Source organism: Vibrio sp. 10N.222.49.A3, from assembly GCF_041475145.1.
In the GTDB taxonomy this organism is placed as follows: Bacteria; Pseudomonadota; Gammaproteobacteria; order Enterobacterales; family Vibrionaceae; genus Vibrio; species Vibrio tasmaniensis_A.
The window spans coordinates 1-2059 of record NZ_JBFRVM010000049.1; the positions used below are offsets into that span (position 1 = coordinate 1).

A 2059-nucleotide genomic window follows, 5' to 3' on the forward strand; every position below is an offset into this window, starting at 1 on the left:
TAATACGCACCAAATTAAGGTGCTGATTTTAAAGAAAATAAATGGGGTTTTAATGTTGGCGCTATTGTTATTAGGCATAATTAATAGATTAATTATTTTAATTTCACTCCCTCAATGTGCTATAAATTTTTCTAAGGTTATTTGTTATCTTTTTGTTATTTATCGGTTTTTTATCCGTGCGTATTATTTAGATTATGTAAAGGAAAAAACCACAAGGTTACTTAAAGATTGAAATACCAGGCGACGACACGCTATACTTACATGAGGTCTATAAAGTTAAAACACACGACATTGCTCGCTAACCAGTAGTGCCTTATGTAGTGTGTTTTCTTAAGGTTTAGAGTGTGTTGGGCCTCCAACTCGACTATATAGCATTCGCAAAAAAGCCGTCTTTCCAATAGTAGACGGCTTTTTTGTGTCTAAAAAACCGGCGTTTGATTTATTTTTTCGGTTGAGATAGGTTGAAATTTCATTGTTTGGTGTGGAATCTGAACAACCTCAAAAACCTATTGGACCTCAAAATATGACGCATTTGACTCAATCATGGCATGGGCTAAAGCCCAAACAACACATTCTCAATCACACCGCTTGTTTATCCCTCGGGATGAAGTGCTGTGTGTTTTAAACGTGGACGGTGAATGTTATGAAGACGCCTGGACACGACTCCTCCCCTACCCCCTCCGATAAATCGAGTTACGATTCAGAGTATCGCCGCAAGCGTAAGGATCGGAAACGGGAGTTGATCGAATTGCATCATCGTGTCGTTGCAGAAGAGAACGCGCGGAACCCTAAGACGCCTTTTGAGATCGGATTCAAGTCTCGCCGGTTGCTTCGAAGCGGTAAAGTAGAAACCCTACCGCCAGAATACGCGCGGATCTTAAAAGGGTGTGAAGAATTTATTACCAACCCCAATCGTTTCCCGTCACTTAATGCATGGGGCGGTGAAGCGATAAATAATGTGCAGAGTCGCACCTTAATTGCGAAAGCATTAGCGTGCATGTTGCCGAACACCGACCTCATTGGCGGGCGTGTTGGTTTGCCCACCGAAGCGGGGTTGAAGCCCATCAGCTACGATCAGCTTCAAGAAGAGTATGCGTTGCGCTTTGGCGAGTATATTTCGCCCAAATCCTTTGCGAAAGTGATGAAGTATTTGCAGCGTGCTGGCTATTATCACAGTGAGCGGATCAATGTGTGTGTCGACCAAGACGAAGGGACGATACGCAGTGCCCCTTCATACAAACAGTTTACCATTCGTTTCTTTAATGACTTAAAAGTCGTGCGTTACCCCAACATCAGCGAATTGATCCTCGCGACACGAAAACGCCAAACAAAGAAGGGACTGAACTTTCATTGGCTGTCTTTTCGTAAAATCGCGTCAGGAATACAAGAGATCTTCAATGCGTCAACATTAAACACGTACGCTCAAACAACCTCCGCCTTTTTTAGTGAGTATCAACCCGACCTTGCCCCTAGTTAAAGGGCGATTTTTGTCTCCGCGAAAGCGGAGGGATCCGCACGTCTGAACCTTTCTTACCCTGTTTTATCTCTCATTTTTCTTGTTTTACCCACCTCGTTATTCGTGGATCGCGTGTCCGTTGAGCGTTATTCGGGACAGAGTTTTCTATTCACCGTCTTTTATAAGAAAGGTAGTGCAAGAAAGGCTCGATAAAAACAATCGCTATAATAGTGCTCAATAAGGCACTGCACTTATGAACACTACGTATGAAAATGAATAACAATATGAATAAAAATATAAATATTTAAGAACAAGCAAAAGCCAGACGCGATACCTTTCTTTTGTCATACGACAGGTACCTTCTTCGATTAAACGCTGAGTCAGGTGGCTCCCTTTCATTATCTCCTTACTTAACGTCCACCTTCATCCGGATGGTATGGCTTAGCAGGGCGAGGGTTTTTAGTGCTGTCAATATTGCAGCCTAAAAAGAGCAGTATGGCGCTGTGAGAGGCTTTCTTCTTAATTTCATTAAATGATCACAGTTCTTATTCAGCCGCTTAAGCTTACTGCTTTACAAAATGAATGGCCCCTTGAATACTAAGA

Annotated in this window: 2 protein-coding genes; both read left to right on the forward strand. The window is 42.4% G+C overall.

Annotated features, from left to right (window positions below; all coding sequences use genetic code 11):
• On the forward strand, positions 1 to 232 hold a 232-nt coding region (locus AB4589_RS10110; protein ID WP_372100325.1), incomplete at its 5' end, for a hypothetical protein.
• 411 nt (positions 233 to 643) lie between these two features.
• A complete protein-coding gene (locus AB4589_RS10115) occupies positions 644 to 1477 on the forward strand; it encodes a hypothetical protein (protein WP_102556544.1) in 834 nt (277 codons plus the stop codon).
• Positions 1478 to 2059: the final 582 nt, after the last annotated feature.

Bases quoted from the DNA above. Each gene is read 5' to 3' on its own strand.
- AB4589_RS10115 (WP_102556544.1), top strand. From the start codon at position 644: ATGAAGACGCCTGGACACGACTCCTCCCCTACCCCCTCCGATAAATCG.